We start from the raw sequence: 26,893 nt of genomic DNA, 5'->3' as shown, positions 1-26,893 counted from the left end.
AACATCACAAGCAAAAAACTATTAGAAAATATCGAGGGAAGACTATGGAACAGGCCGTGAATCTCTGGCCACTGATCGGCATCGCCGCCATCGTGGTCGGATTTGTATTGCGTTTCAACCCGGTGCTGGTGGTGATCGCCGCCGGCATCATCACCGGTCTGGCGGCGCTGATGCCGCTGGACGTCATTCTGGAAAAGCTCGGCGAGGGCTTTCTCAACACCCGCAACCTGCCGCTGATCCTGCTGTTGCCGCTGGCGGTGATCGGCCTGCTGGAGCGCCACGGGCTGAAAGAGCGGGCGCAGGCGTGGATCGCCAAGATCAAAAGTGCCACCGCCGGCCGTCTGCTGATCGTGTACCTGTTCGTGCGCGAGATCACCGCGGCGATGGGCCTGACCAGCCTGGGCGGGCATCCGCAGATGGTGCGGCCGCTGCTAGCGCCGATGGCGGAAGGGGCGACGGAAAACCGCTATGGCGAGCTGCCGGAGCGCACCCGCCACCGCCTGCGCGCCATGTCGGCCGCGACCGACAACGTCGGGCTGTTCTTCGGTGAGGATATTTTCGTGGCCTTCGGCGCGATCATCTTCATGCATAACTTTATGCTGGAGTCCGGCGGCATTCAGACCGAGCCGCTGCATATCGCGCTGTGGGGCATTCCGACCGCCATTTTCGCTTTCCTGATCCACGCGTTCCGGCTGTATCGGATGGATAAACAGCTGAGCGCCGAGCTGGCGCAGCTGAATCAGGCGGCGCTGCAGGCGAAGGGGGAGGCGCGATGAACTTCCAGCAACAATATCTCTACTGGCTGGCCGGCGCGGTGCTGCTGATTGTGGCGGTGATGTCCTTCCGCGATCGCGCCAACCCGCGCCGCATCACCACCGGGCTGTTTTGGGGGCTGTACGGCCTGGTATTCCTGGTCGGCGACTGGACTTACCGCCTGCTGGGCGACGTGCTCGGCGAAGGCAGCAACGAGAAACGCATGCTGCATATCATCGTTGGCGGGGTGGTGGTGGTGATGGCTCTGATCGCCGGCTTCGGCGGCGTGCGCCTCGGCAGCTATCATCAGCGAACGCCGCAGGAGCGCGAGGCCAGCGCCAAGCGTTTGGGCAACAAGCTGTTTATCCCCGCACTGGCGATCCCGGTGGTGACGGTGATCGGCGTGCTGCTGTTCAACAACATTCCGGCGTTGCAAAGCGCGGTGTTCGGCAGCGGTAACCACGCGACGCTGATCACCCTGTTCTCGATGACCGTCGGCTGCCTGATTGGCCTGGCGATCGCGGTGAAAATGACCCATGAGAAGGCGTTGCAGCCGGTGCAGGAAGCGCGGCGCCTGCTGGATTCGATCGGCTGGGCGTTCATTCTGCCGCAGATCCTCGCCACGCTGGGGTTGCTGTTTACCGTCGCCGGCGTCGGCACCGCAATCTCGCATTTGACCCAGGAGTATCTGGCGGTCGATAACCGCTTTATCGCCGTGGCGGTCTACGCTATCGGTATGGCGGTGCTGACCATGGTGATGGGCAACGCCTTCGCCGCGTTCCCGATCGTTACCGCCGGCATCGGCATTCCGATCCTGGTGTTGCAGCACGGCGGCAACCCGGCGGTGATGGCGGCGATCGGCATGTTCTCCGGCTATTGCGGCACCCTGATGACGCCGATGGCGGCGAACTTCAACATTGTGCCGGCGGCGCTGCTGGAGTTGCCGGACAAGAATGCGGTGATCAAGGCGCAGGTGCCGACCGGCGTGCTGCTGCTGTTGGTTAACGTGTTCCTGCTGTATTTCCTGATGTTCCTGTAGGAGTAAGGATGCAAAAAGTATTGATCACCGGCTTCGAGCCGTTTGGTGGTGAGCGCCTCAATCCCTCCTGGGAAGTGGTGAAGCAGCTCAACGATATGGAACTGGTCGGCACGCGCATTGTGGCGCGCCAGCTGCCGTGCGTGTTCGGCGCGGCGCTGGAGGCGCTCAACGCGGCGATCGACGAGGTGCAGCCGGTGATGGTGTTGGCTATCGGCCAGGCCGGCGGCCGCACCGATATCACGATTGAACGGGTGGCGATCAACGTCGACGACGCGCGTATCCCCGACAATCAGGGGCAGCAGCCGGTGGACGAACCGATCGTCGCCGGCGGTCCGGCGGCCTATTTCAGCACTTTGCCGATCAAAGCGATGGTGAGTTCGATGCGCGAGGCCGGCATTCCGGCCGCCGTTTCGCAGACTGCCGGCACTTACGTGTGCAACCATGTGATGTATGGGCTGCTGCACCGTTTGAGCGGCCAACGCGAGGTGAAGGGCGGTTTTATCCATATCCCGTATCTGCCTGAGCAGGCGGCGGCGCACCCCGGTGCGCCGAGCATGGCGGCTTCGACGGTGCTGTTTGCGCTGGAGCTGGCCGTTTCCATCGCTTTGCAGGTGGAACACGATCTGAAAGTGGTGGGCGGCGCGACGCATTAATCAAGAACACTCCCGGCGCACCGGGTTGCGCCGGGTCTACGCAAGGAGTGGCCTATGCCGGAAGGACCGGAGATCCGTCGGGCGGCGGACAAACTGGCGGCGGCGGTGATCGATCAGCCGCTGACCGCCGTCGATTTCGCTTTTCCCCAGTTGAAGCACTACAGCCAGCGTTTGCTCGGCGAGCGCATCGTCGCCATCGAGCCGCGCGGCAAGGCGCTGCTGACCCATTTCTCCAACGGGCTGACGATGTACAGCCATAACCAGCTGTATGGCGTGTGGAAAGTGGCGGCGGCGGGGGAGACGCCGGAGACCAAACGCGATCTGCGGGTGCGGCTGGAAACCGCTCGCAGCGCGATATTGCTCTACAGCGCTTCCGACATTACCCTCGGGCCGCGCGAGGAAATAGAACAACACCCGTTTTTGCAACGCATCGGCCCTGACGTGTTGGACATGTCGCTGACAGTGGATGAGGTGCAGGAGCGGTTGCTGACGCCGCGTTTTCGCCGCAGGCAGCTGGGCGGCATGCTGCTCGACCAGGCGTTTCTTGCCGGATTGGGCAACTATCTGCGCGCCGAAATCCTGTGGCAGGCCGAACTGGCGCCGCAGCACAAACCGCAGGATCTGGCGCCAGAGGCGCTGTGGCGCCTGGCGGAGGCATTGCTGGCGGTGCCGCGCCTCTCCTACCAGACGCGCGGGCAGGCGGATGACAACCGTCATCACGGCGCGCTGTTTCGCTTCAAGGTATTTCATAGCAGCGGCGAGCCCTGCGAACGCTGCGGTGGGATGATCGTGCGCACCGATCTGTCGTCGCGGCCGTTTTATTGGTGCCCGGGTTGCCAGAAATAACCAAAAAAAACGCCGCCCGAAGGGGCGGCGCTGTGCGGTTTCAGCCGGGTAAGTGGCTTACTTGTTTTTCAGCTGGGATTTGAAATCGCGTTCGGCATAGCCGGTGTACAGCTGACGCGGACGGGCAATTTTGATGCCTTCGTCGTGCATTTCGTTCCAGTGGGCGATCCAGCCGATGGTGCGCGCGATGGCGAAGATCACGGTGAACATGGAAGAAGGAATGCCCATCGCCTTCAGGATGATGCCGGAGTAGAAGTCGACGTTCGGGTACAGTTTCTTCTCGATGAAGTACGGGTCGTTCAGCGCGATGTGTTCCAGCTCCATCGCCACTTGCAGCAGGTTGTCGTCCTTCTTGTTCAGCTCTTTCAGCACTTCGTGACAGGTTTCGCGCATCACGGTGGCGCGCGGATCGTAGTTCTTGTACACGCGGTGGCCGAAGCCCATCAGGCGGAAGGAATCATTTTTGTCCTTGGCGCGCTTGATGAATTCCGGAATGTGCTCGACGGTCTTGATCTCTTCCAGCATTTTCAGCGCCGCTTCGTTGGCGCCGCCGTGCGCCGGCCCCCACAGGGAGGCGATACCGGCCGCGATGCAGGCGAACGGGTTAGCGCCGGAAGAGCCGGCGGTGCGCACGGTTGAGGTAGAGGCGTTCTGCTCATGGTCGGCGTGCAGGATCAGGATGCGGTCCATGGCGCGTTCCAGCACCGGGTTCACCACGTATTCTTCGCACGGAGTGGCGAACATCATGTGCAGGAAGTTGCCGGCGTAGGACAGATCGTTGCGCGGATAAACGAACGGCTGGCCCAGGGAGTATTTGTAGCACATCGCGGCCACGGTCGGCATTTTGGACAGCAGGCGGAACGCGGTGATTTCACGGTGACGCTCGTTGTTGACGTCCAGCGCATCGTGGTAGAACGCCGCCAGCGCGCCGGTCACGCCGCACAGCACCGCCATCGGGTGCGAGTCGCGGCGGAAGCCACGGAACAGATGGGTGATCTGGTCGTGGATCATGGTGTGACGGGTTACGGTGGTCTTGAAGGTTTCGAACTCTTCCGGCGTTGGGGTCTCGCCGTACAGCAGGATGTAGCACACTTCCAGGTAGGAAGACTCTTTCGCCAGCTGCTCGATAGGGAAGCCGCGGTGCAGCAGCACGCCTTTGTCGCCGTCGATGAAGGTAATCTTGGATTCGCAAGAAGCGGTGGAGGTAAAGCCGGGATCAAATGTGAAATAACCTTTGGAACCCAGGGCGCGGACATCGAGGACATCAGGGCCCAGTGTCGGTGTCAATACGCCCAGTTCGATCGGAGCTTCGCTGTCGTTAATGGTTAGCGTCGCTTTCTTATCAGTCATTTACTGTCTCCTTAGCGCCTTATTTTAAAAACCACTAACAACTGAAATACCTTAAATCTCTGCAGGTTGCCCGCAAAAAATGGTGCGGACGCTAACTCTGTGAGCGACTGCGCAACTGTGCGCGGGTAGGGTACAGAGTGCTGACCAGGCGAACGAGACGGGTGACCAGTTGTTAACGATTCATAGTAATTCGTTATAGTCTGTTAATCTTACCTATGAGCTGTTCGAAGAGATGTGAACCTATCCCAATAATCTGTTTTTATGTGCTTTATTTGCTTTTGACGCCGGCAAACTCGAGCGGGAAACAACGGCTATTGGGATAGGTTCGCCAAATACACTGTTGCATAACTCGAACCCGGGAGGAAGTGTATCTGCTGACCCATAGCGCATCATAGGACCGTTTGTGCCCCTATATGTAATGGAAATGTTGATCTCTTGTCAAATCAGATAATTAATTTTGCACTAATTGTGAAATCCGTGATCTGAATCACTGTTCGGGGGAAATGTTATCAAAGCGGTTGTATGAGAATTGTAATCAGAATGTGATCCTCCTATACTGCCGCCAGGTCTCCGGATTACCCTGAAGTAGGAGCACCCAGCGTTATAAATGCGCGCCGTTTGAGCACAGAGGATGTTGATGTTTGAGCGCGTGACGTGTAAGGGTTTTAGGCTCTTAACGCTGTCTGATCCCCGCCCAGGCCCGGAGGAAGGAAAATAATAAGAGCTGTGTGGGCAAATACGTGAAAAAACAACGACCTGTCAACTTGGATCTGCAAACGATCCGGTTCCCCGTAACTGCGATAGCGTCTATCTTACACCGAGTCTCTGGCGTAATTACCTTCGTTGCCGTGGGTATCCTCCTCTGGCTGCTGGGCCTGTCACTCTCTTCCCAAGAGGGGTTCCTGCAGGCGGCCGCCATCATGAATAGCTTCATCGTCAAATTCATATTCTGGGGCATCCTCACGGCGCTGGCCTATCACATTTGCGGTGGCATCCGTCACTTGTTAATGGATTTTGGCTACATCGAAGAGAGTTTGGCCGCCGGCACCCGTTCCGCCCAGGTGGCGATCGGTCTGACCGTCGTGCTGTCAGTTCTGGCTGGAGTCCTCGTATGGTAAACAACGTTTCTGCATTAGGGCGCAACGGCGTGCACGATTGGCTGCTGCTGCGTGCTTCCGCGATCATCATCACCCTGTACGTCCTGTATATCCTGGGCTTTTTCGTCACGGCTCCGGAACTCACTTATGACATCTGGCGCGGTTTCTTCGCCACTTCCATTACGAAAGTGTTCACTCTGCTGACCTTGCTGTCGATTCTGGTGCACGCCTGGATCGGGCTGTGGCAGGTGCTGACGGACTACGTCAAGCCGCTGGCGGTTCGCCTGGTGTTGCAGCTGGCTGTCGTGGTCGCGTTGCTGGTCTATTTACTGTACGGAACAATCGTAGTGTGGGGTGCTTAAATGAAACTGCCAGTCAGAGAGTTTGATGCCGTCGTAATCGGCGCCGGCGGTGCGGGCATGCGTGCCGCGCTGCAAATTTCCCAAGCGGGCTCGACCTGTGCCCTGCTGTCCAAAGTTTTCCCGACCCGTTCCCATACCGTGTCCGCACAGGGCGGCATTACCGTCGCGCTTGGCAACAGCCACGAGGACAACTGGGAATGGCATATGTACGACACGGTGAAAGGTTCCGACTATATCGGTGACCAGGACGCCATCGAATATATGTGTAAAACCGGCCCGGAAGCGATTCTGGAACTGGAACACATGGGCCTGCCGTTCTCTCGTCTGGACGACGGCCGCATTTATCAGCGCCCGTTCGGCGGCCAGTCGCTGAACTTCGGCGGCGAGCAGGCGGCGCGTACCGCAGCCGCAGCCGACCGTACCGGCCATGCGCTGCTGCACACCCTGTACCAACAGAACCTGAAAAACCACACCACCATCTTCTCCGAGTGGTATGCGCTTGATCTGGTGAAAAACCAGGACGGCGCGGTGGTCGGCACCACGGCTATCTGCATCGAAACCGGTGAAGTGGTTTACTTCAAAGCCAAGGCCACCGTGCTGGCGACCGGCGGCGCAGGTCGCATTTACCAGTCCACCACCAACGCCCACATTAACACCGGCGACGGTGTCGGCATGGCGCTGCGCGCCGGCGTGCCGGTGCAGGACATGGAAATGTGGCAGTTCCACCCGACCGGCATCGCCGGCGCGGGCGTGCTGGTGACCGAAGGCTGCCGCGGCGAAGGCGGTTACCTGCTGAACAAGCACGGCGAGCGCTTCATGGAGCGTTATGCGCCGAACGCCAAAGATCTGGCGGGCCGCGACGTGGTTGCCCGTTCGATCATGATCGAAATCCGCGAAGGCCGCGGCTGCGACGGTCCTTGGGGCCCGCACGCCAAGCTGAAGCTGGATCACCTGGGCAAAGAGGTGCTGGAATCCCGTCTGCCGGGCATTCTGGAACTGTCCCGCACCTTCGCGCACGTCGATCCGGTGAAAGAGCCGATCCCGGTTATCCCAACCTGTCACTATATGATGGGCGGCATTCCGACCAAGGTGACCGGCCAGGCGCTGACCGTGAACGAGAAGGGCGAAGACGTGGTGATCCCGGGGCTGTTCGCCGTGGGCGAAATCGCCTGCGTATCGGTGCACGGCGCCAACCGCCTGGGCGGCAACTCGCTGCTCGACCTGGTGGTGTTCGGCCGTTCCGCCGGCATGCACCTGCAGGAATCGCTGGAAGAGCAGGGCGTGAGCCGTGACGCCAGCGACTCCGACGTGGAAGCCTCGCTGGACCGTCTGAACCGTTGGAACAACACCCGTTCCGGCGAAGACCCGGTCGAAATTCGCAAAGCGCTGCAGTCTTGCATGCAGCACAACTTCTCGGTATTCCGCGAAGGCGATGCGATGGCCAAGGGCCTGGAAGAACTGAAAGTGATCCGTGAACGTCTGAAGAACGCACGCCTGGACGATACCTCCAGCGAGTTCAACACCCAGCGCATCGAATGTCTGGAGTTGGATAACCTGATGGAGACCGCGTATTCCACCGCCGTGTCGGCCAACTTCCGTACCGAGAGCCGTGGCGCGCACAGCCGCTTCGACTATCCGGAACGCGATGACGCCAACTGGCTGTGCCATTCGCTGTATCTGCCGCAATCGGAAAGCATGACGCGTCGTGAAGTGAACATGCAACCGAAGCTGCGCCCGGCATTCCCGCCGAAAGTGCGTTCTTACTAATTGCGGAGATCGACAGATGAAACTCGAATTTTCCATTTATCGCTACAATCCGGATGTCGACGACGCGCCGCACATGCAGGATTACACCCTGGAAGCGGAAGAAGGTCGCGACATGATGCTGCTGGATGCGTTGATCCAGCTGAAAGAAAAAGACCCGACCCTGTCGTTCCGTCGCTCATGCCGCGAAGGCGTGTGCGGTTCCGACGGCCTGAACATGAACGGTAAAAACGGCCTCGCGTGCATCACTCCGATTTCGTCGCTGCGCAAAGGCAACGGCAAGATCGTGATCCGTCCGCTGCCGGGCCTGCCGGTAGTGCGCGATCTGGTGGTGGATATGGGCCAGTTCTATACCCAATATGAAAAGATCAAGCCATACCTGCTGAACGACGGCAAGAACCCGCCGGCGCGCGAGCACCTGCAATCGCCGGAGCAGCGCGCCAAGCTGGACGGTCTGTACGAGTGCATCCTGTGCGCCTGCTGTTCAACCTCTTGCCCATCGTTCTGGTGGAACCCGGACAAGTTCATCGGCCCAGCCGGTCTGTTGGCGGCGTATCGCTTCCTGATCGACAGCCGTGACACGGAAACGCAAGAACGTTTAGATGATCTGGACGACGCTTTTAGTGTTTTCCGCTGCCATAGCATTATGAATTGTGTCAGTGTATGTCCTAAAGGCTTGAACCCGACGCGTGCGATCGGGCATATCAAGTCCATGCTGCTGCAACGCGGCGCATAAACGGAATGAGATGCTGCGCCGGGCTCTTTTCCGGCGCACATCCCATAGGGGAGGGAACCTCTAAAAACTGACCCGCGGCTGCGGCGCTATGCAGCCTGGTTCTTCCGCCGGTTTTTAGAGGTTCCTTGTAAGGGACCGCAAGGTCCATAACAGAACGTATCGGGCCGTCATGGCCGCAAGTACGTCGAGTGAACCGTTTTACGGCAAACCGTATTCATCACGGTAATTATGTTAACCACGGCGAAAACTAAAGCTTCAAAGCTTAAGGGATCATGATGCAGAACGGCGCAATGAAGGCCTGGCTGGATTCCTCCTATCTGGCGGGCGCGAACCAGTCTTACATAGAGCAGCTCTATGAAGACTTCTTAACCGATCCGGGTTCCGTTGAAGATAGCTGGCGTTCCATTTTTCAACAGCTACCAACCGCGGGTGTCAAACCCGATCAGCTTCACTCTCAAACGCGCGATTACTTCCGCCGCCTGGCGAAAGACTCCGCGCGCTACAACACCACCATCACCGATCCGGAAACCGACGCCAAACAGGTCAAGGTACTGCAGCTGATCAACGCCTTCCGCTTCCGCGGGCATCAGCATGCCAACCTCGATCCGCTTGGCCTGTGGCAGCGCGAGCAAGTTCCTGACCTTGATCCCGCTTACCACAACCTGACCGAAGCCGATTTCCAGGAAACCTTCAACGTGGGCTCTTTCGCCATCGGCAAAGAAACCATGAAGCTGGGCGATCTGTACGCCGCGCTGAAGCAGACCTATTGCGGGTCGATCGGCGCTGAGTACATGCACATCACCAACACCGAAGAGAAACGCTGGATCCAGCAGCGTATCGAGTCGGTGGTGGGGCGCGCCAGCTTTACCGCCGACGAAAAACGCCGTTTCCTGAACGAGCTGACCGCGGCGGAAGGCCTGGAACGTTACCTGGGCGCCAAATTCCCGGGCGCCAAACGCTTCTCGCTGGAAGGCGGCGACGCGCTGGTGCCGATGCTGAAAGAGATGGTGCGCCACGCTGGCAAGAACGGCACGCGCGAAGTGGTGTTGGGCATGGCCCACCGCGGCCGTCTGAACGTGCTGATCAACGTGCTGGGCAAAAAGCCGGCCGATCTGTTCGACGAATTCGCCGGCAAGCATAAAGAACACCTCGGCACCGGTGACGTGAAATATCACCAGGGCTTCTCTTCCGACGTGGAAACCGAAGGCGGCATGGTTCACCTGGCGCTGGCGTTCAACCCGTCGCACCTGGAGATCGTCAGCCCGGTGGTCATGGGGTCGGTTCGCGCCCGTCGCGATCGTCTGGACGAAGCGCGCAGCAACATGGTGCTGCCGATCACCATCCACGGCGACGCCGCCATCACCGGCCAGGGCGTGGTTCAGGAAACCCTGAACATGTCTCAGGCCCGCGGCTACGAAGTGGGCGGCACCGTGCGTATCGTCATCAACAACCAGGTTGGCTTCACCACCTCCAACCCGCTGGATGCGCGCTCTACCGAATACTGCACCGACATCGCCAAAATGGTTCAGTCGCCGATCTTCCACGTTAATGCGGACGATCCGGAGGCCGTGGCCTTCGTCACCCGCCTGGCGTTGGATTTCCGTAACACCTTTAAGCGTGACGTGATGATCGATCTGGTCTGCTACCGTCGCCATGGGCACAACGAGGCCGACGAGCCGAGCGCCACCCAGCCGGTGATGTATCAGAAGATCAAGAAACACCCTACGCCGCGCAAAATCTATGCTGACGTGCTGACCGAGCAGAAAGTGGCCAGCCTGGAAGATGCCACGGAAATGGTCAACCTGTACCGCGACGCGCTCGACCGCGGCGATTGCGTGGTTGAAGAGTGGCGTCCGATGAACCTGCACTCCTTCACCTGGTCACCGTACCTGAACCACGAGTGGGACGAAGAGTACCCGAGCAAGGTTGAGATGAAGCGCCTGCAGGAGCTGGCACGCCGCATCAGCACCGTGCCGGAAGCGATCGAAATGCAGTCGCGCGTGGCGAAAATCTACGCTGACCGCGCCGAGATGGCCGCAGGCAACAAGCCGTTCGACTGGGGCGCCGCCGAAACGCTGGCCTACGCCACCATGGCGGATGAAGGCATTCCAATCCGCATCTCCGGCGAAGACGCCGGCCGCGGCACCTTCTTCCACCGTCACGCGGTGGTGCACAACCAGAAAAACGGTTCGGTCTACGTTCCGCTGGCGAATATCCACAGCGGCCAGGGCGAATTCAAGGTCTGGGACTCCGTGCTGTCTGAAGAAGCGGTGCTGGCGTTCGAATACGGCTACGCTACGGCGGAACCGCGTACGCTGACCATCTGGGAAGCGCAGTTCGGCGACTTCGCCAACGGCGCGCAGGTCGTTATCGACCAGTTCATCAGCTCCGGCGAGCAAAAATGGGGCCGTATGTGCGGCCTGGTGATGCTGCTGCCGCACGGCTATGAAGGCCAGGGCCCTGAGCACTCTTCCGCGCGTCTGGAACGCTATCTGCAGCTGTGCGCAGAGCAGAACATGCAGGTGTGCGTCCCGTCTACGCCGGCGCAGGTTTACCATATGCTGCGTCGTCAGGCGCTGCGCGGTATGCGCCGTCCGTTGGTGGTGATGTCGCCGAAGTCGCTGCTGCGTCATCCGCTGGCGATTTCTTCGCTGGACGAGCTGGCCAACGGCACCTTCCTGCCGGCGATCGGCGAGATCGACGACTTGGATCCGAAAGCGGTCAAGCGCGTCGTGCTGTGCTCCGGCAAGGTCTACTACGACCTGCTGGAACAGCGTCGCAAGAACGAGCAGAAAGACGTGGCCATCGTGCGCATCGAGCAGCTGTATCCGTTCCCGCATCAGGCCGTGCAGGCCGTGCTGGAGCAATACTCGCACGTGCATGATTTCGTCTGGTGTCAGGAAGAACCGCTGAACCAGGGCGCCTGGTACTGCAGCCAGCACAACTTCCGTGAAGTGGTGCCGTTCGGGGCTTCTTTACGTTACGCAGGACGTCCGGCCTCCGCTTCTCCGGCGGTGGGCTATATGTCCGTACACCAGAAGCAGCAGCAGGCTCTGGTGAACGACGCGCTGAATATTGACTAATGTTCGCTCGCTTGCCGGCCGTGGGGCCGGCAAGCAGATGATAAAAAACTTAAGGGAAAGCTAAATGAGTAGCGTAGATATTCTGGTTCCTGACCTTCCTGAATCGGTTGCCGATGCGACCGTAGCCACCTGGCACAAAAAGCCGGGCGACAGCGTGCAGCGTGATGAAGTCCTGGTTGAAATCGAAACCGACAAAGTGGTGTTGGAAGTGCCGGCCAGTGAAGCGGGCATTCTCGATGCTATCGTGGAAGAAGAGGGCGCGACCGTACTGTCTCGCCAGCTGCTCGGCCGCATCCGCCCAGGCGACAGCTCCGGCAAACCGACCGCCGAGAAGAGCCAGGAGAAAGAGTCCACGCCTGCACAGCGCGCGACCGCGAGCCTGGAAGAAGAAAGCAATGACGCGCTCAGCCCGGCGATTCGCCGCCTGATCGCCGAACACGACCTCGATGCCGGCGCCATCAAAGGCACCGGCGTGGGTGGCCGCATCACGCGTGAAGACGTGGAAGCGCACCTGGCCAAAGGCGGCGCCGCCGCCAAACCGGCCGCCGCCGCTGAAGCCGCACCGCAGCCTGCTCTGGCCGGCCGTAGCGAAAAACGCGTGCCGATGACTCGCCTGCGCAAACGCGTCGCTGAGCGTCTGCTGGAAGCGAAGAACAGCACCGCGATGCTGACCACCTTCAACGAAATCAACATGCAGCCGATCATGGATCTGCGCAAGCAGTACGGCGAAGCCTTCGAGAAGCGCCACGGCGTGCGTCTGGGCTTCATGTCCTTCTACATCAAGGCGGTGGTTGAAGCGCTGAAGCGCTTCCCGGAAGTGAACGCGTCGATCGACGGTTCCGACGTGGTTTACCACAACTACTTCGACATCAGCATCGCGGTTTCTACCCCGCGCGGCCTGGTGACGCCGGTACTGCGCGATGTGGACGCCATGAGCATGGCTGACATCGAGAAGAAAATCAAAGAGCTGGCCGTTAAGGGCCGCGACGGCAAACTGACCGTGGAAGAGCTGACCGGCGGTAACTTCACCATTACCAACGGCGGCGTATTCGGCTCCCTGATGTCTACCCCGATCATCAACCCGCCGCAGAGCGCCATCCTGGGCATGCACGCCATCAAAGATCGCCCAATGGCGGTCAATGGTCAGGTGGTGATCCAGCCGATGATGTATCTGGCGCTGTCTTATGACCACCGCCTGATCGACGGTAAAGAATCCGTCGGTTATCTGGTGACGGTCAAAGAGATGCTGGAAGATCCGGCTCGTCTGCTGCTGGACGTCTAGTAACCCTTGCCGGGCGCGGCGTGCCGCGCCCGCACTCTGTGCTATGTGGCCGGAAAACCATGCGGTTTACCGCGTAATAATGGTCCGGCTAAAAACCTTCAGAACTGAATGGATAGAACATCATGAATTTACACGAATATCAGGCAAAACAGCTGTTTGCTCGGTATGGCATGCCGGCACCAACCGGTTACGCCTGTACCACTCCGCGTGAAGCAGAAGAAGCCGCATCCAAAATCGGCTCCGGCCCGTGGGTGGTGAAATGTCAGGTTCATGCTGGCGGCCGCGGTAAAGCGGGCGGCGTTAAAGTCGTCAACAGCAAAGAAGATATCCGTGCTTTCGCGGAAGCCTGGTTGGGCAAACGTCTGGTGACTTACCAGACTGACGCGCTGGGCCAGCCGGTTAACCAGATCCTGGTTGAAGCGGCGACCGACATCGATAAAGAACTGTACCTGGGCGCCGTCGTAGACCGCGCGACCCGTCGCATCGTATTCATGGCGTCTACCGAAGGCGGCGTGGAAATCGAGAAAGTGGCGGAAGAAACCCCTGAACTGATCCACAAAATGACCATCGATCCGCTGGCGGGTCCACAGCCTTATCAGGGCCGTGAGCTGGCCTTCAAACTGGGCCTGACCGGCAAGCAAGTCAGCCAGTTCGCCAAGATCTTCATGGGCCTGGCGACGCTGTTCCTGGAGCGCGACCTGGCGATGGTTGAGATCAACCCGCTGGTGATCACCAAGCAGGGCGATCTGGTGTGCCTGGACGGCAAACTGGGCGCCGACGGCAACGCCCTGTTCCGTCAGCCTGAACTGCGTGAAATGCGTGACCCTTCTCAGGAAGATGAGCGTGAATCCCGTGCGGCCCAGTGGGAGCTGAACTACGTTGCCCTCGACGGCAACATCGGCTGCATGGTGAACGGCGCAGGTCTGGCGATGGGCACCATGGACATCGTTAAACTGCACGGCGGCGAGCCGGCCAACTTCCTGGACGTAGGCGGCGGCGCGACCAAAGAGCGCGTGACCGAAGCGTTCAAAATCATCCTGTCCGACGACAAGGTGAAAGCGGTTCTGGTTAACATCTTCGGTGGTATCGTTCGTTGCGATCTGATCGCCGACGGCATCATCGGCGCAGTGGCTGAAGTGGGCGTTAACGTCCCGGTCGTGGTGCGCCTGGAAGGGAACAACGCCGAACTGGGCGCCAAGAAACTGGCGGACAGCGGCCTGAATATCATTGCTGCGACCAGCCTGACTGATGCGGCTCAGCAAGTTGTTGCAGCAGTGGAGGGTAAATAATGTCCATCTTAATCGATAAAAACACCAAAGTAATTTGCCAGGGCTTCACCGGTAGCCAGGGGACTTTCCACTCCGAACAAGCTATCGCTTACGGCACCAAAATGGTTGGCGGCGTCACCCCAGGCAAAGGCGGCACTCAGCACCTGGGTCTGCCGGTGTTCAACACCGTGCGCGAAGCGGTTGAAGCGACCGGCGCGACGGCCTCCGTCATTTACGTTCCAGCGCCGTTCTGCAAAGACTCCATTCTGGAAGCGATCGATGCCGGCATCAAATTGATCATCACCATCACCGAAGGCATCCCGACCCTGGACATGCTGACCGTGAAAGTGAAGCTGGACGAAGCCGGCGTGCGCATGATTGGGCCGAACTGCCCTGGCGTGATCACCCCGGGCGAGTGCAAAATCGGCATCATGCCTGGCCACATCCACCTGCCGGGCAAAGTGGGCATCGTTTCCCGCTCCGGCACCCTGACCTATGAAGCGGTGAAACAAACCACCGATGCCGGTCTGGGCCAGTCCACCTGTGTGGGCATCGGCGGCGACCCGATCCCGGGCTCCAACTTCATCGATATCCTGAAGATGTTCCAACAGGATCCGCAGACCGAAGCGATCGTGATGATCGGTGAGATCGGCGGCAGCGCTGAAGAAGAAGCGGCGGCTTACATCAAAGAACACGTCACCAAACCGGTCGTGGGTTACATCGCCGGCGTGACCGCGCCGAAAGGCAAACGCATGGGCCACGCGGGCGCCATCATCGCCGGCGGCAAAGGCACGGCGGACGAGAAGTTTGCTGCGCTGGAAGCGGCGGGCGTGAAAACCGTTCGCAGCCTGGCGGACATCGGCGACGCGGTAAAAGCGGTGCTGAAGCGCTAAGAACCTAGTACGAAATAACAATATCTCGACATGTTTGGCCACCCATTGGGTGGCCTTTTTTATGGGTAAAGATCAGAAATCGTTGAGCGCCTTGATCAGCGCGATCCGATCCTGCAGGCGGCGCTGCTGCACCGGATCCGCGGCGGCTTGCCGCTGCTGCTCCAGCGAGGTGAGGGCGGCGCGGTAATCGTCGGCGTTGCTGAACAGCCCGTCTTTGACGTTGATCGAGGCGACGTTGGTGTAGCGCCCGTCGTCGGTGGTCGGTACCTGGATAACGCCTTCATTAAGCAGCCGTTTGACGATCGCCCGCTGCGGTTCGTATCCTTCCATGCCAACCAGTTTCCAGCGCTGCGGCGGCACGCCCTGGTATTGGCCGTGTTTCACTTCCGTCAGGTAGCGCAGGGCCAGGTGGCGAATGGTGCCTTCTTCTTCACCGTATTGCGCTTTGCTGTCGAACAGCACCGGGAAGGATTGCCCTTCCAGCGCGCCGCCCTTTTGCGTCAGGTGGCCCATGCGGTAACTGTTCATGCCCAGACGGATCGGCATGTCGTCGGTGACCGGCGTGCCGTCCGCCAGGCGCAGATCGACGATGCGCGAACCGGAGGGTTGGTGCAGATCAATGGTATAGGTGACGCCATCGAAGAAATCGTTGGTGGAATATTTGGACGAACGCCGCGCCGGGTTAAAGCTGTAGGTGACGTCGCCCGGCTGCAGCTGATTGAAGTAGCCGGCGGACCACTCCATATAGCGTTTAAGCGCTTTACCGTTAAGTTGATAAACGGTGATCTCGCCGCCGGCGTATTGGTAGTTAAAGGCGATATCCTTGGCCTTGATGTCGCCGACGTCCAGTTTGGCGCGATCGTTGTCGATCTGCAGAGCGATCACCTGCGCCTGCGGTGCGTAGTGACGGGCGGCCTGCTGGAACAGCGCGCTGATGCCGGTATCCTGCACGTGCACCTGAGGAATGCCGCGGAACTCGTCGGCAGGCACCAGATCGCTGCCGCTCAGCTTCGCCACCACCCGGTTGGCGTTGGCGCGCAAAATGTCATGATACGGCTGGTAGAGAGCCTGCATGGCGCTGTCCGGCGTCAGCCCTTTGATCGGATAGGTGTAGCTGTTTTTGTCGATCAGCGTGAATTTGCCGTCGCGGCGTTCAAATTGCAGATCGATGCGTGACAGCGCGCGGCCGTATTTGTCCGGTTCGGTGATGATGACGCCGTTGATCACCGCCTTGTCGATCTTCACATGCATGTGGCCGGCGACGATCGCCGCCAGTTCCGGGTTGGCGTTGGCAATGTCGGCCACGCCGGTGCCCGGGCGCTGGTTCTCGTTGTCGATGCCCATATGCGCCACCAGTACGATGGCATCAACCTGGCCGTCGATTTGTTTGATGACCTGTTTCACCGCCTGCACCGGATCGGTGAAGTTCAGTCCTTTGATACGATCGGTGCCCTTGGCGAATTCAGCGGTCATCGGCGTGTCCATGCCGATAATGCCGATCTTCACGCCCTGGCGTTCGAGGATGGTGTAGGCCGGCAGATAAGGCTTGCCGTTGTCCCAGACGATGTTGCCCGCCAGCGCCGCGCCCTTGAACTGCTTGAGCGGGGTGGCCAGCGCCGGCAGGCCGAAGTCGAACTCGTGATTGCCCATCACCCAGACGTCGTAGTTGAGCGCGTTGAGGCCCAGCATCATCGGGCTGACGGCCTCATGCTTGAAGGTTTCAACGAAGTTGCCCTGAATAGTGTCGCCGGCGTCCACCAGGATCAGGTTAGGCTGCTCGGCGCGTACCTTTTTGACCTGAGTGGCTATCTGGCTCAGGCTGCCCGCCAGGTTTTCCGTGTCGCTGGCGTAGTCCCAAGGCACGAAGGTACCGTGCAGATCGGAGGTGCCCAGCAGGGTGATGTTTACCGTTTCGGCGGCCATGGCGTTTCCCGAGAGTCCCAAGACAGAGGCAAAGATGATTTTTTTCATAACTTATTGTCACTCAATGCAATTTTAACATAAGCGGTCATTTTGCTACAAAATCGCAACCTTTACGATCCCATCGCGAGAAATAGACTAATATTGGAGAGAGATTTGTTGTTTTGTGACTGCAATCACTGTCACGGCTTAATGGAAATAAAAGGTTAATTATGTCGCAGAATAAGCGCGTAATAATACAATGGCGGCTCTTTTAAATTACATTTATTTAACACAAAAATATCATTAAAAAACAATTAAACCATTGCGCAACATGCCCTCAAGAAAAATAGGCGAAATGTGCTGATGAATATGGAAATAATATGCGGATAGGCTTAAATTGTCTCAGATCAAATTAGCCCGAAGTACCTCTTTCGGCTAAGATTTGACCTGTAACCAAAAGTCCAACCCACGTCACGTAAAAACCTATTTATTGTGTGGGATTGGGCGAGTATCATCCATGTTGTGATTATGGATGGTTGATCTTGTTGCATTTGTTACCCGTTGTCGGTTTTCAGTGGCGTGCTTGTCGACGGCCCGAGAGGCTATTGGCGAGTGTGCGGTTGAAAGCGGAGAAGCTGGATCAAATTTGTTGTGTTTAAGGGCATTCACTGCGGGGCGTTACTGGCGGCTTTGAAAGAAGCATGCCGATAACCGCGTGTCGGAGTCTTCCTGCGAGGAGCAAGGAGTCAAGATGTTTGATATTGTCGAACTGTCGCGCTTACAGTTTGCTTTAACGGCGATGTACCATTTCTTATTTGTCCCATTAACGCTCGGTATGGCGTTCTTGCTGGCAATTATGGAAACGGTATATGTCCTGTCTGGCAAACAAATCTATAAAGACATGACCAAATTCTGGGGAAAGTTATTTGCGATTAACTTTGCTCTGGGTGTGGCCACCGGTTTGACCATGGAGTTCCAGTTCGGGACCAACTGGTCGTATTTCTCTCATTACGTCGGCGATATCTTCGGGGCCCCACTGGCTATCGAAGGTCTGATGGCGTTCTTCCTTGAATCGACGCTGGTCGGCCTGTTCTTCTTCGGCTGGGATCGTCTGAGCAAGGTGCAGCACATGGCGGTAACCTGGTTCGTGGCCCTCGGCTCCAACCTGTCCGCGCTGTGGATCCTGGTCGCCAACGGCTGGATGCAGAACCCGATCGCGTCGGATTTCAACTTCGAAACCATGCGCATGGAGATGGTCAGCTTCTCCGAGCTGGTGCTTAACCCGGTTGCGCAGGTGAAATTCGTTCACACCGTGGCTGCAGGTTACACCACCGGCGCCATGTTCGTGCTGGGCATCAGCTCCTACTATCTGCTGAAGGGCCGCGACATCGCTTTCGCCAAGCGCTCCTTCGCCATCGCCGCCAGCTTCGGCATGGCTGCGGTGCTGTCGGTGATCGTGCTGGGTGACGAATCCGGTTACGAAATGGGCGACGTACAGAAAACCAAACTGGCCGCCATCGAAGCGGAGTGGGATACCCAGCCGGCGCCGGCGTCCTTCACCCTGTTCGGCATTCCCGATCAGGACAAGATGGAAAACTCCTTCTCTATTCAGATCCCGTATGCGCTTGGCTTGATCGCCACGCGTTCCACCGACACGCAGGTCACCGGCCTGAAAGATCTGCTGGCGCAACATGAAGTGCGCATCCGCAACGGCATGAAAGCCTACCAGCTGCTGGAAGAGCTGCGCGGCGGCAATACCGATCCTGCGGTGCGTGCGGAATTCAACAAAACCAAGCAAGACCTGGGCTACGGCATGCTGCTGAAGCGTTATACCCCGAACGTCAGCGACGCGACGGAAGCGCAGATCCAGCTGGCGACCAAGGACTCCATTCCACGCGTGGCGCCGCTGTACTTCGCCTTCCGCATCATGGTGGCCTGTGGCGTGCTGATGCTGCTGATTATCGGCCTGTCCTTCCTGAGCGTGGTGCGCGGCCGCATCGGCCAGAAAAAATGGCTGTTGCGTGCGGCGCTGTATGGCCTGCCGCTGCCGTGGATCGCGGTGGAAGCCGGCTGGTTCGTGGCGGAATACGGCCGTCAACCGTGGGCGATTGGTGAGGTGCTGCCGACCGCAGTCGCCAACTCTTCGCTGACCGCGGGCGACATTCTGTTCTCGATGGGGCTGATTTGCGGCTTGTACACCCTGTTCCTGGTGGCTGAAATGTACCTGATGTTCAAGTTTGCGCGTCTGGGTCCAAGCAGCCTGAAAACCGGCCGCTACCACTTTGAACAACCGACTGCCGCCGTGCAGGAAGCGCGCTAAACAGGAGTCCACGTATGTTTGACTATGAAGTACTGCGATTTATCTGGTGGGTGCTGGTTGGCGTACTGCTGATCGGCTTCGCCGTCACCGACGGTTTCGACATGGGCGTCGGCATCCTGGTGCGCATCATCGGTAAAACCGATACCGAGCGCCGGGTGATGATCAACTCCATCGCCCCGCACTGGGACGGTAACCAGGTGTGGCTGATCACCGCCGGCGGCGCGCTGTTCGCCGCCTGGCCGATGGTCTACGCAGCGGCCTTCTCGGGCTTCTACGTCGCCATGATCCTGGTGCTGGCGGCCTTGTTCTTCCGCCCGGTCGGTTTTGACTACCGTTCCAAGCTGGAGAGCACCCGCTGGCGCAACATGTGGGACTGGGGCATCTTCATCGGTTCCTTCGTGCCTGCATTGGTGTTCGGCGTGGCGTTCGGCAACCTGCTGCAGGGCGTGCCGTTCCATGTGGACGAGTACCTGCGTCTGTTCTACACCGGCAACTTCTTCCAACTGCTGAATCCGTTCGGTCTGTTGGCAGGCGTGGTCAGTCTGACCATGCTGGTCACTCAGGGCGCGACTTACCTGCAGATGCGCACCACCGGCGAGATCCACCTGCGGTCACGCGCCGCAGCGCAGATCGCGACGCTGATCATGGCGGTATGCTTCCTGCTGGCGGGCGTGTGGCTGGTGAAAGGCATCGACGGCTACGTGATCACTTCGGCGCTGGACACCATGGCGGAATCCAACCCGCTGCGTAAAGAAGTGGCGCATCAGGCTGGCGCATGGCTGATCAACTTCAACAAGTATCCGCTGCTGTGGGCGTTGCCTGCGCTGGGCGTGGTGCTGCCGTTGTTCACCATCCTGTTCTCGCGTCTGGAGAAAGGCGCGCTGGCGTTCGTCACCTCGTCGCTGACCATCGCCTGCGTCATCCTCACCGCCGGGGTCACCATGTTCCCGTTCGTGATGCCGTCCAGCACTGTGCCTAACGTCAGCCTGACCATGTGGGACGCGACCTCGAGCCTGTTGACGCTGAAAGTGATGACCGTCGTGGCGGCGATCTTCGTGCCTATCGTTTTGGCGTACACCAGCTGGTCGTACTACAAAATGTTCGGTCGCCTCGACAAGAATTACATCGAAAACAACAAGCATTCGCTGTACTAAGGATAAGGAGCTAAACCATGTGGTATTTTGCCTGGATTCTCGGAACGCTTCTTGCCTGCGCCTTTGGCATCATCACGGCGCTGGCGCTTGAGCAGAGCGAAGCGACCAAAGCTCAGCAAGACGGTAAGTGATGAGCTCGTCCGTGATTGACAAGCTGTACGCTGTCACCGACAAGGGCCCGGTTCGGGCCCTTTCCCTGGCGCTGGCGTTGATTTTGGCGGGGTGCGTGTTCTGGGATCCGACGCGTTTCGCCGCCAAAACCAGCTCGCTGGAGATTTGGGAAGGGCTGTTGCTGATTTGGGCCGTATGCGCCGGGGTGATCCACGGTTTCGGATTCCGCCCGCAGCGCAGCGTCTGGCGCGCTTTTTTCGCGCCGCTTCCCGCAATTGTGATCTTGTGCGCAGGATTACTTTACGTTTCTTTATAATCTCCCCGATGTCCCCACGTTATGGGCCCTCACGGCCCATAATTATTTTCATTCCCATCTTGTAACCCATTCCCAACCCGATCCGTCTTGCGTATAGTAGCAGCGTTAAATTGCATTGCTGGGAAGTAGAGTGAGTAATACGTTGTTTCGATGGCCGGTTCGCGTTTACTACGAGGATACCGATGCCAGTGGTGTGGTCTATCACGCCCGCTACGTCGCCTTTTTTGAAAGAGCGCGCACAGAGATGCTGCGTCAGCACAACTTTCATCAACAGCAGCTGCTCAGTGAACAAGTCGCTTTTGTCGTCCGGCGCATGACGGTGGATTATCTGGCTCCGGCTCGTCTCGACGAGCAACTGGAGGTCCAGAGTGAAATCACCTCTCTGCGCGGGGCTTCTCTCACGTTTGCTCAACGCATTGTCAATTCTGACGGGGCCCTACTGAGCCAGGCAGATGTCCTGATTGCCTGTATTGATCCACACCAAATGAAGCCAAGAGCGCTTCCTAAGTCTATTGTCGCGGAGTTTAAGCAGTGACTGACATGAACATCCTAGATTTATTCTTGAAGGCGAGCCTGCTGGTTAAGCTTATCATGTTGATTTTGATATGCTTCTCGGTAGCCTCCTGGGCGATCATCATTCAGCGCACCCGCATCCTCAATGCGGCGACGCGCGACGCCGAAGCCTTTGAAGACAAATTCTGGTCCGGTATCGAGCTTTCCCGTCTGTACCAGGAAAGTCAGGCGCGTCGCGATAGCCTGACCGGTTCCGAGCAGATCTTCCATTCCGGTTTCAAAGAGTTCGCCCGCCTGCACCGCGCCAACAACCATGCGCCGGAGTCGGTGATCGAAGGAGCGTCGCGCGCGATGCGCATTTCGATGAACCGCGAGCTGGAAACGCTGGAAACCCATATTCCGTTCCTCGGCACCGTCGGTTCGATCAGCCCGTATATCGGCCTGTTCGGCACCGTGTGGGGGATCATGCACGCCTTTATCGCGCTGGGCGCGGTGAAGCAAGCCACGCTGCAGATGGTGGCGCCGGGTATCGCCGAAGCGCTGATCGCCACCGCGATCGGTCTATTCGCCGCCATCCCGGCGGTAATGGCCTACAACCGTCTCAACCAGCGCGTCAACAAGCTTGAGCAGAATTACGACAACTTTATGGAAGAGTTCACCGCTATTCTGCATCGTCAGGCCTTCTCCAGCGACAGCAAATAAGTAGGAGGTAGCATGGCGAGAGTACGTGGTCGTAGTCGGCGCGAGCTGAAGTCCGAAATTAACATCGTTCCGCTGCTCGACGTGTTGCTGGTGCTGCTGCTGATCTTTATGGCAACCGCGCCAATCATCACGCAGAGCGTGGAGGTTGACCTGCCGGACGCCACCGATTCCAAGACGGTGTCCAGCGATGACAATCCGCCGGTGATCCTCGAGGTTTCCGGCGTAGGTCAATACACCCTGGTGGTGGATCACAACCGTATGGAGCTGCTGCCGCCTGAGCAAGTCGCGGCCGAAGCCAAGTCGCGTTTGGCGGCTAACCCGAAAACGGTCTTTTTGATCGGCGGTGCGAAGGAAGTCCCTTACGATGAGATTATCAAGGCATTGAATATTCTCCATCAGGCGGGCGTGGCTTCCGTGGGGCTGATGACCCAGCCGATCTGACCGTAAGGCCAACGGCAACCCGGTTCCTGCGCTGCGGCTCAGGAACCCCGTATAAGCAACACCAGTTTTTGGGAATCTATTTTGGTAAAGGCAACTGAGCAAAACGATAAGCTGAACCGCGCCGTTATTGTTTCGGTCGTTCTGCACTTCATACTGATTGCCCTGCTGATTTGGGGATCGCTGCAGGAAAAGGTCGACATGGGCGCCGGCGGCGGCGGCGATGGCACCGTGGTGGGCGCGGTGATGGTCGATCCCGGTGCCGTGGTGGAACAGTACAACCGCCAGCAGCAGCAGAGCAACGATGCGCAGCGTGCCGAGAAGCAGCGCCAGAAAAAAGCGGAGCAACAGGCCGAAGAGCTTCAGCAGAAGCAGGCGGAGCAACAGCAGCGCCTGAAAGAGCTGGAGAAAGAGCGTTTGGCGGCGCAGGAGAAAGCCGCGCAGGACGCCAAAGCGCAGGCTGAGCAACAGCAGAAGGCGGCGGAGCAGCAGAAACAGGCCGCCGAGCAGCAAAAAGCGGCGGAAGCCGCCGCAGCCAAGGCCAAAGAGCAACAGAAGGTCGCCGAAGCCGCCGCCGCCAAGGCGAAGGCCGAAGCGGACAAGGTCGCCAAGGCGCAGGCGGAAGCCCAGAAAAAAGCCGAAGCGGAAGCCAAGAAAGAAGCGGCAGCTGCCGCCGCCGCCAAGAAACAGGCGGAAGAGGCGAAGAAAGCCGCTGCCGCTGCGGCAGAAAAGAAAGCCGCAGAGGCCGCGGAGAAGAAAGCGGCCGCTGAAGCCGAGAAAAAAGCTGCAGCGGAAGCCGAGAAGAAGGCTGCCGCCGAGGCAGAGAAGAAAGCGGCGGCCGAGAAAGCCGCTGCCGCCAAAAAAGCCGCTGCGGACGCCAAGAAGAAGGCCGCCGCCGAGGCTGCGAAACAATCGGAGGAAGTTAGCGATCTGTTTGGCGGCCTGGCGGATGGCAAGAACGCGCCGAAAGGCGGCGGTGCCAAATCGAAGGGCGACGGTAAACCGGCCGGGCAGGGCAATGCCAAAACGGCGGGCGCCAGCGGGGCGGATATCAGCGGTTATATGGGGCAGATCCAAGGGGCGATTCAGAGCAAGTTCTATGACGCCAGCTCGTTCGCCGGCAAAACCTGCGACCTGCGTATCAAGCTGGCGCCGGACGGCCTGCTGATAAGCGTACAAGCGGCGGGCGGCGATCCTGCTTTGTGTCAGGCCGCGGTCTCTGCCGCCAAGTTGGCGCACATACCTAAGCCGCCGAGCGATGCCGTTTATCAGCACTTTAAGAATTCTATCCTTGAATTCAAACCGCAATAACGGTTGATTGACTGAGTAAGATCACAGGGATGTACTAAGGTAACCAACAGGGATTATGTAGTTTTACGTAAGTTGGTTTGTTAAAATTCTGCTAATTTATCGCAGGCATCCCGCCTGGATAAGGGAGATGAGATGAAGCAGGCATTTCGAGTAGCGCTAGGTTTTTTAATTCTGTGGGCGTCCGTGTTGCACGCGGAAGTTCGCATTGAAATCACCCAAGGGGTCGACTCCGCTCGTCCGATTGGCGTGGTGCCGTTTAAATGGGCGGGCCCAGGCACGCCGCCGGAAGATATCGGCAAGATTGTCGGCGCGGATCTGCGCAACAGCGGCAAATTCAACCCGATCGACGTGGCTCGCATGCCGCAGCAACCGACCTCCGCGTCTGAAGTGACGCCGGCGGCCTGGACTGCATTGGGCATCGACGCCGTGGTTGTCGGCCAGGTTCAGCCTGGCGCCGACGGCAGCTACCTGATCTCCTACCAGTTGGTGGACACCTCGGGTTCGCCGGGCACCGTATTGGCGCAGAACCAGTATAAAGTGACCAAACAGTGGTTGCGTTATTCTGCCCATACCGCCAGCGACGAAGTGTTCGAGAAGCTGACCGGCATCAAGGGCGCGTTCCGCACCCGTATCGCCTACGTGGTGCAGACCAACGGCGGGAAATTCCCGTACGAGCTGCGCGTAGCGGATTACGACGGTTACAACCAGTTCACGGTGCACCGTTCGCCTGAGCCGCTGATGTCGCCGGCCTGGTCGCCGGACGGCAGCAAACTGGCTTATGTGACCTTCGAGAGCGGCCGCTCTGCGCTGGTGGTGCAGACCCTGGCTAACGGCGCTATCCGCCAGATCGCCTCTTTCCCGCGCCACAACGGTGCGCCGGCGTTCTCGCCGGACGGCAGCAAGCTGGCCTTCGCGCTGTCCAAGAGCGGCAGCCTGAACCTGTACGTGATGAACCTCGGCTCCGGCCAGATCACGCAGCTGACCGATGGCCGCAACAACAACACCGAACCGACCTGGTTCCCGGATGGCCAGTCTCTGGCGTTTACCTCCGACCAGGGCGGGCGTCCGCAGATTTATAAAATCAGCGCCAGCGGCGGTGCCGCACAGCGTCTGACATGGGAAGGCTCTCAGAACCAGGATTCTGAAGTCAGCTCCGACGGTAAATTCCTGGTGATGGTGAGCACCAACAGTGGTGCACAACACATCGCCAAACAAGATCTTGGATCGGGCGCCGTTCAGGTTTTGACCGGCACCTTCCTGGATGAAACGCCTAGTATTGCGCCAAACGGCACCATGGTGATCTATAGCTCCACGCAAGGTATGGGCTCCGTGCTGCAGTTGGTGTCAACTGATGGGCGTTTCAAAGCGCGTCTTCCGGCAACTGATGGACAGGTCAAATTCCCTGCCTGGTCGCCGTATCTGTGATGCATGTGTAAATATGTATGGCAAACTATAAAAGGATCAAAGAAATGCAACTGAACAAAGTGCTGAAAGGGCTTCTGCTGGCACTGCCAGTTCTGGCTGTAGCAGCTTGTAGTTCTAACAAAAGCGCGAACAACGACCAATCTGGTATGGGCGCTGGCGCCGGCACTGGTATGGAAAACGGCAGCAGCAACCTGTCTTCCGAAGAACAAGCTCGTCTGCAGATGCAAGAACTGCAGAAGAACAACATCGTTTACTTCGGCCTGGACAAGTATGACGTAAGCTCCGAATTCGCTCAGATGCTGGACGCGCACGCTGCATTCCTGCGTAACAACCCGTCTTACAAAGTGACCGTTGAAGGCCACGCTGACGAACGCGGCACGCCGGAATACAACATCGCTCTGGGTGAGCGTCGTGCTAACGCCGTTAAAATGTACCTGCAGGGTAAAGGCGTTTCCGCTGACCAGATCTCTATCGTTTCTTACGGTAAAGAAAAACCAGCAGTACTGGGCCACGACGAAGCGGCTTATGCTAAAAACCGTCGTGCCGTTCTGGTTTACTAAGAGAATCGCATGAACAGTAACTTCAGACGTCATCTGTTGAGTCTGTCGTTACTGGTTGGCGTAGCGGCCCCTTGGGCCGCTACTGCCCAAGCGCCAATCAGTAATGTCGGCTCCGGCTCGGTCGAAGACCGTGTCACCTCGCTTGAGCGCATCAGCAATGCTCAAGGCCAGCTTTTAAACCAACTCCAGCAGCAACTCTCTGACAATCAACGCGACATTGATTCTCTCCGTGGACAAATCCAGGAAAGCCAGTATCAGTTGAATCAGGTCGTTGAACGCCAGAAGCAAATCTATCAACAGATGGATAGCCTCAGCCAGGGCGGCGCTCAGAGCGCCTCTGCGGCAGCGGGCGCTGCCGGCGGGGCAGCCGCAGGCGCATCTTCCGATGCGGGCAGCAGCGCGCCTGCAGCCGCTTCTGCAACGCCGAGCGGCGGTGATGAGAACAGTGACTACAACGCCGCTGTTTCTCTGGCGCTGGAAAAAAAACAGTATGACCAGGCGATTTCCGCCTTTCAGTCCTTCGTAAAACAGTACCCGAAGTCCACTTACCAGCCCAATGCCAACTATTGGCTGGGCCAGTTGTTCTACAACAAGGGTAAAAAAGACGATGCGGCCTACTATTTTGCGGTGGTGGTGAAGAATTACGCTAAATCACCGAAGGCGCCGGACGCCATGTACAAGGTGGGTATCATCATGCAGGAAAAAGGGCAGGCTGATAAAGCCAAGGCCGTGTTCCAGCAGGTGATTAAACAATACCCAACCAGTGCGGCGGCCAAGCAGGCGAAAAGTCGCGTAGGCGGTTAACGGCTAGAAAAATGAGCCCAGAAGTTAGTCGATTTGACCGATTTCTGGGCTCATTCGCGTGAAGAACAAGCAGTTGAACGCATCGGTAAAAAATTTAGGTTGCGCTGCCAAGATAAATTAGTAATATATGCCGCCGTTGCCAAGACATCTTGCAAGATGTTAAAGCGGCAGGGAAATTGGGTCGTTAGCTCAGTTGGTAGAGCAGTTGACT

25 protein-coding genes are annotated in these 26,893 nt (G+C 58.5%); 23 read left to right on the top strand and 2 right to left on the bottom strand.

Annotated features, from left to right (window positions below; translation table 11 throughout):
* Window positions 1–44: 44 nt before the first annotated feature.
* From ADK28_RS00430 to nei, 4 genes are read left to right on the top strand one after another with little or no spacing between them, the layout of a single operon-like run.
* Entirely contained in the window at window positions 45–776 is a 732-nt protein-coding gene (locus tag ADK28_RS00430; protein ID WP_016928734.1) for a DUF969 domain-containing protein, read from the top strand.
* The gene (locus tag ADK28_RS00425; RefSeq protein ID WP_048794597.1) at window positions 773–1,792 is read left to right on the top strand and encodes a DUF979 domain-containing protein; all 1,020 of its coding nucleotides are present in this window, start codon (window positions 773–775) and stop codon (window positions 1,790–1,792) included. The genes ADK28_RS00430 and ADK28_RS00425 overlap by 4 nt, the downstream gene beginning before the upstream one ends.
* 8 nt (window positions 1,793–1,800) lie before the next feature.
* Window positions 1,801–2,445, top strand: a complete 645-nt coding sequence (gene pcp, locus ADK28_RS00420; RefSeq protein WP_016928732.1) for a pyroglutamyl-peptidase I — start codon at window positions 1,801–1,803, stop codon at window positions 2,443–2,445.
* A gap of 54 nt (window positions 2,446–2,499) precedes the next feature.
* Complete coding sequence (gene nei, locus ADK28_RS00415) at window positions 2,500–3,291, top strand: endonuclease VIII (protein ID WP_048794596.1); 792 nt, start codon at window positions 2,500–2,502, stop codon at window positions 3,289–3,291.
* 57 nt (window positions 3,292–3,348) lie between these two features.
* Here the strand turns inward: nei and ADK28_RS00410 are convergent, their stop codons facing one another.
* Entirely contained in the window at window positions 3,349–4,641 is a 1,293-nt protein-coding gene (locus tag ADK28_RS00410; RefSeq protein ID WP_016928730.1) for a citrate synthase, read from the bottom strand.
* A gap of 728 nt (window positions 4,642–5,369) precedes the next feature.
* On the opposite strand from ADK28_RS00410, the gene sdhC reads away from it, so the two are divergent.
* From sdhC to sucD, 8 genes are all read left to right on the top strand, one after another.
* Window positions 5,370–5,759, top strand: coding sequence for a succinate dehydrogenase cytochrome b556 subunit (gene sdhC, locus ADK28_RS00405; protein ID WP_004939893.1), 390 nt, complete (start codon window positions 5,370–5,372; stop codon window positions 5,757–5,759).
* A complete protein-coding gene (sdhD, locus tag ADK28_RS00400) occupies window positions 5,753–6,100 on the top strand; it encodes a succinate dehydrogenase membrane anchor subunit (RefSeq protein ID WP_004939891.1) in 348 nt (115 codons plus the stop codon). Before sdhC ends, sdhD begins: the two co-directional genes overlap by 7 nt.
* The gene (sdhA, locus tag ADK28_RS00395; RefSeq protein ID WP_015376974.1) at window positions 6,101–7,867 is read left to right on the top strand and encodes a succinate dehydrogenase flavoprotein subunit; all 1,767 of its coding nucleotides are present in this window, start codon (window positions 6,101–6,103) and stop codon (window positions 7,865–7,867) included.
* A 16-nt stretch (window positions 7,868–7,883) separates the two neighbouring features.
* Window positions 7,884–8,600 carry a succinate dehydrogenase iron-sulfur subunit gene (locus ADK28_RS00390; protein WP_004939885.1) on the top strand — a complete coding sequence of 239 codons (717 nt, stop codon included), beginning with the start codon at window positions 7,884–7,886 and terminating at the stop codon, window positions 8,598–8,600.
* A gap of 275 nt (window positions 8,601–8,875) precedes the next feature.
* Window positions 8,876–11,683, top strand: a complete 2,808-nt coding sequence (sucA, locus tag ADK28_RS00385; protein ID WP_025301881.1) for a 2-oxoglutarate dehydrogenase E1 component — start codon at window positions 8,876–8,878, stop codon at window positions 11,681–11,683.
* A gap of 64 nt (window positions 11,684–11,747) precedes the next feature.
* Window positions 11,748–12,965, top strand: a complete 1,218-nt coding sequence (odhB, locus tag ADK28_RS00380) for a 2-oxoglutarate dehydrogenase complex dihydrolipoyllysine-residue succinyltransferase (protein WP_015376977.1) — start codon at window positions 11,748–11,750, stop codon at window positions 12,963–12,965.
* A 122-nt stretch (window positions 12,966–13,087) separates the two neighbouring features.
* A complete protein-coding gene (sucC, locus tag ADK28_RS00375; RefSeq protein ID WP_015376978.1) occupies window positions 13,088–14,254 on the top strand; it encodes an ADP-forming succinate--CoA ligase subunit beta in 1,167 nt (388 codons plus the stop codon).
* Window positions 14,254–15,126 carry a succinate--CoA ligase subunit alpha gene (gene sucD / locus ADK28_RS00370; RefSeq protein ID WP_004939878.1) on the top strand — a complete coding sequence of 291 codons (873 nt, stop codon included), beginning with the start codon at window positions 14,254–14,256 and terminating at the stop codon, window positions 15,124–15,126. The genes sucC and sucD overlap by 1 nt, the downstream gene beginning before the upstream one ends.
* Before the next feature lie 72 nt (window positions 15,127–15,198).
* Here sucD and ADK28_RS00365 read toward each other — a convergent pair whose 3' ends face one another.
* Entirely contained in the window at window positions 15,199–17,097 is a 1,899-nt protein-coding gene (locus ADK28_RS00365) for a bifunctional metallophosphatase/5'-nucleotidase (protein WP_048794595.1), read from the bottom strand.
* Between the two features lie 682 nt (window positions 17,098–17,779).
* Between ADK28_RS00365 and cydA the strand changes: the two genes are divergently transcribed.
* From cydA to cpoB, 11 genes are all read left to right on the top strand, one after another.
* Complete coding sequence (gene cydA / locus ADK28_RS00360; protein ID WP_033641068.1) at window positions 17,780–19,348, top strand: cytochrome ubiquinol oxidase subunit I; 1,569 nt, start codon at window positions 17,780–17,782, stop codon at window positions 19,346–19,348.
* A 14-nt stretch (window positions 19,349–19,362) separates the two neighbouring features.
* Window positions 19,363–20,502, top strand: a complete 1,140-nt coding sequence (cydB, locus tag ADK28_RS00355) for a cytochrome d ubiquinol oxidase subunit II (RefSeq protein ID WP_016928727.1) — start codon at window positions 19,363–19,365, stop codon at window positions 20,500–20,502.
* Window positions 20,503–20,519: 17 nt separating this feature from the next.
* Window positions 20,520–20,633 carry a cytochrome bd-I oxidase subunit CydX gene (gene cydX / locus ADK28_RS29380; protein ID WP_004939868.1) on the top strand — a complete coding sequence of 38 codons (114 nt, stop codon included), beginning with the start codon at window positions 20,520–20,522 and terminating at the stop codon, window positions 20,631–20,633.
* A complete protein-coding gene (ybgE, locus tag ADK28_RS00350; RefSeq protein ID WP_033641067.1) occupies window positions 20,633–20,929 on the top strand; it encodes a cyd operon protein YbgE in 297 nt (98 codons plus the stop codon). The genes cydX and ybgE overlap by 1 nt, the downstream gene beginning before the upstream one ends.
* Window positions 20,930–21,059: 130 nt before the next feature.
* A complete protein-coding gene (gene ybgC, locus ADK28_RS00345; protein ID WP_004939863.1) occupies window positions 21,060–21,464 on the top strand; it encodes a tol-pal system-associated acyl-CoA thioesterase in 405 nt (134 codons plus the stop codon).
* Window positions 21,461–22,144 carry a Tol-Pal system protein TolQ gene (gene tolQ / locus ADK28_RS00340; RefSeq protein ID WP_004939862.1) on the top strand — a complete coding sequence of 228 codons (684 nt, stop codon included), beginning with the start codon at window positions 21,461–21,463 and terminating at the stop codon, window positions 22,142–22,144. The genes ybgC and tolQ overlap by 4 nt, the downstream gene beginning before the upstream one ends.
* Window positions 22,145–22,156: 12 nt before the next feature.
* On the top strand, window positions 22,157–22,585 hold the full coding sequence (gene tolR / locus ADK28_RS00335) for a colicin uptake protein TolR (protein ID WP_004939859.1): 429 nt from the start codon (window positions 22,157–22,159) through the stop codon (window positions 22,583–22,585).
* Window positions 22,586–22,666: 81 nt separating this feature from the next.
* The gene (gene tolA / locus ADK28_RS00330; RefSeq protein ID WP_033641066.1) at window positions 22,667–23,893 is read left to right on the top strand and encodes a cell envelope integrity protein TolA; all 1,227 of its coding nucleotides are present in this window, start codon (window positions 22,667–22,669) and stop codon (window positions 23,891–23,893) included.
* A 132-nt stretch (window positions 23,894–24,025) separates the two neighbouring features.
* Window positions 24,026–25,318: a Tol-Pal system beta propeller repeat protein TolB gene (gene tolB / locus ADK28_RS00325; protein ID WP_004939856.1), complete on the top strand. Its 1,293-nt coding sequence runs from the start codon at window positions 24,026–24,028 to the stop codon at window positions 25,316–25,318.
* Window positions 25,319–25,362: 44 nt separating this feature from the next.
* The gene (gene pal, locus ADK28_RS00320; RefSeq protein ID WP_004939853.1) at window positions 25,363–25,878 is read left to right on the top strand and encodes a peptidoglycan-associated lipoprotein Pal; all 516 of its coding nucleotides are present in this window, start codon (window positions 25,363–25,365) and stop codon (window positions 25,876–25,878) included.
* Window positions 25,879–25,887: 9 nt separating this feature from the next.
* Window positions 25,888–26,682, top strand: a complete 795-nt coding sequence (gene cpoB, locus ADK28_RS00315) for a cell division protein CpoB (protein ID WP_004939852.1) — start codon at window positions 25,888–25,890, stop codon at window positions 26,680–26,682.
* The last annotated feature ends 211 nt before the right edge of the window (window positions 26,683–26,893 follow it).

It is taken from the genome of Serratia sp. 506_PEND (assembly GCF_001076875.1).
GTDB classification, from domain to species: domain Bacteria; phylum Pseudomonadota; class Gammaproteobacteria; order Enterobacterales; family Enterobacteriaceae; genus Serratia; species Serratia marcescens.
The sequence above is the reverse complement of the archived record's forward strand: the minus strand, read 5'-3'. Positions and strand labels throughout refer to the sequence as shown.

What these genes read in the sequence shown, in the direction of transcription:
- ADK28_RS00430 (WP_016928734.1), top strand. Translation starts at nt 45, where the DNA reads ATGGAACAGGCCGTGAATCTCTGGCCACTGATCGGCATCGCCGCCATC.
- ADK28_RS00425 (WP_048794597.1), top strand. Translation starts at nt 773, where the DNA reads ATGAACTTCCAGCAACAATATCTCTACTGGCTGGCCGGCGCGGTGCTG.
- pcp (WP_016928732.1), top strand. Translation starts at nt 1,801, where the DNA reads ATGCAAAAAGTATTGATCACCGGCTTCGAGCCGTTTGGTGGTGAGCGC.
- nei (WP_048794596.1), top strand. Translation starts at nt 2,500, where the DNA reads ATGCCGGAAGGACCGGAGATCCGTCGGGCGGCGGACAAACTGGCGGCG.
- ADK28_RS00410 (WP_016928730.1), bottom strand. Translation starts at nt 4,641, where the DNA reads ATGACTGATAAGAAAGCGACGCTAACCATTAACGACAGCGAAGCTCCG.
- sdhD (WP_004939891.1), top strand. Translation starts at nt 5,753, where the DNA reads ATGGTAAACAACGTTTCTGCATTAGGGCGCAACGGCGTGCACGATTGG.
- sdhA (WP_015376974.1), top strand. Translation starts at nt 6,101, where the DNA reads ATGAAACTGCCAGTCAGAGAGTTTGATGCCGTCGTAATCGGCGCCGGC.
- ADK28_RS00390 (WP_004939885.1), top strand. Translation starts at nt 7,884, where the DNA reads ATGAAACTCGAATTTTCCATTTATCGCTACAATCCGGATGTCGACGAC.
- sucA (WP_025301881.1), top strand. Translation starts at nt 8,876, where the DNA reads ATGCAGAACGGCGCAATGAAGGCCTGGCTGGATTCCTCCTATCTGGCG.
- odhB (WP_015376977.1), top strand. Translation starts at nt 11,748, where the DNA reads ATGAGTAGCGTAGATATTCTGGTTCCTGACCTTCCTGAATCGGTTGCC.
- sucC (WP_015376978.1), top strand. Translation starts at nt 13,088, where the DNA reads ATGAATTTACACGAATATCAGGCAAAACAGCTGTTTGCTCGGTATGGC.
- sucD (WP_004939878.1), top strand. Translation starts at nt 14,254, where the DNA reads ATGTCCATCTTAATCGATAAAAACACCAAAGTAATTTGCCAGGGCTTC.
- ADK28_RS00365 (WP_048794595.1), bottom strand. Translation starts at nt 17,097, where the DNA reads ATGAAAAAAATCATCTTTGCCTCTGTCTTGGGACTCTCGGGAAACGCC.
- cydA (WP_033641068.1), top strand. Translation starts at nt 17,780, where the DNA reads ATGTTTGATATTGTCGAACTGTCGCGCTTACAGTTTGCTTTAACGGCG.
- cydB (WP_016928727.1), top strand. Translation starts at nt 19,363, where the DNA reads ATGTTTGACTATGAAGTACTGCGATTTATCTGGTGGGTGCTGGTTGGC.
- cydX (WP_004939868.1), top strand. Translation starts at nt 20,520, where the DNA reads ATGTGGTATTTTGCCTGGATTCTCGGAACGCTTCTTGCCTGCGCCTTT.
- ybgE (WP_033641067.1), top strand. Translation starts at nt 20,633, where the DNA reads ATGAGCTCGTCCGTGATTGACAAGCTGTACGCTGTCACCGACAAGGGC.
- tolR (WP_004939859.1), top strand. Translation starts at nt 22,157, where the DNA reads ATGGCGAGAGTACGTGGTCGTAGTCGGCGCGAGCTGAAGTCCGAAATT.
- tolB (WP_004939856.1), top strand. Translation starts at nt 24,026, where the DNA reads ATGAAGCAGGCATTTCGAGTAGCGCTAGGTTTTTTAATTCTGTGGGCG.
- pal (WP_004939853.1), top strand. Translation starts at nt 25,363, where the DNA reads ATGCAACTGAACAAAGTGCTGAAAGGGCTTCTGCTGGCACTGCCAGTT.
- cpoB (WP_004939852.1), top strand. Translation starts at nt 25,888, where the DNA reads ATGAACAGTAACTTCAGACGTCATCTGTTGAGTCTGTCGTTACTGGTT.